This window comes from Roseateles sp. P5_B10 (assembly GCF_056400485.1).
In genome coordinates, this window is sequence record NZ_JBFULE010001342.1 from 1 (window position 1) to 898 (window position 898).

Below are 898 nucleotides of genomic sequence, written 5' to 3' on the forward strand. Positions count from 1 at the left end.
GCGTGGCGGGCGCGAGCGTGGACGAGCTGTGCAGCGTGAAGGGCGTGTCGCGCGAACTTGCCGAGGAGATCTACCGCGCGCTGCACTGAAGTGCAGAACGCGCGAGTTGGCCGAAGAAATCTACCGCGCGCTGCACTGAGGTGTAGAACGCTTACGCTGCGTTGCATTGCGCTACCAGCGCCGCAGTCGCGGTGAGAAATTCGTCGCACCTCGAGCAGGGGACGAAGCAGAACAATGCGAGCCATGAGGAGAACGCCGTGCCCACCATCGCCCCCTTGAAACGCGCCGCACGCTGGCTGATCGGTCCGCTGCTGGCCGGCTGCGCGGCAACGCCACGTGCACCGGCGCCTGTGGTGCCCACTGACGGCGTGCCACGCGCCGTGGTTCTAGAGCCCGCGCCGCAGCCGTCGCCAACCGTTGTGGCGGCCCCCAAGCCCGCCGGCTTGCCGCCGCCCAAGCCGGTGCGCACCCACGACGAGTTGCGTCGCCAGGCCGCGGAGCGCCTCGTCATGGCCAACCCGGAAGGCAGCTTCATGACCAAGGCGCCCTCGCATGTACTGAGCGTCGTGGTGCTGGAGATCGAGGTCAAGGCCGACGGCAGCGTGCGTCGCGTCAACGTCGTCCGCAAGCCCAGGTTTGCACCGGAAACCCTGCAGCTGGCCATCGACGCCATCCATCGCGCTGCGCCCTTTGGCGACGTGCGCCGCATGCCTGAGCCCTGGAAGTTCACCGAGACCTTCCTTTTCGAAGAGGACCGGCGCTTCAAGCCGCTCAGCCTGAACTGAGGGCTGGCCGCCACAGTTGCGCCGGCGGTGCCCCGGGGCGGGCGTCGACATGGGCACAATGCTGGCATGTTCCTGACGCTGCCGACTCTGTTGACCTGGGCCCGCATCGTGGC

General features: G+C 67.9%; 2 protein-coding genes. Both read left to right on the forward strand.

Annotation, left to right across the window (positions count from 1 at the left end):
- Nucleotides 1-2 precede the first annotated feature (2 nt).
- Nucleotides 3-89: a hypothetical protein gene (locus AC1DU6_RS33180; RefSeq protein WP_477862571.1), complete on the forward strand. Its 87-nt coding sequence runs from the start codon at nucleotides 3-5 to the stop codon at nucleotides 87-89.
- 168 nt (nucleotides 90-257) lie between these two features.
- A complete protein-coding gene (locus tag AC1DU6_RS33185) occupies nucleotides 258-785 on the forward strand; it encodes a hypothetical protein (RefSeq protein ID WP_157281927.1) in 528 nt (175 codons plus the stop codon).
- Nucleotides 786-898 lie beyond the last annotated feature (113 nt).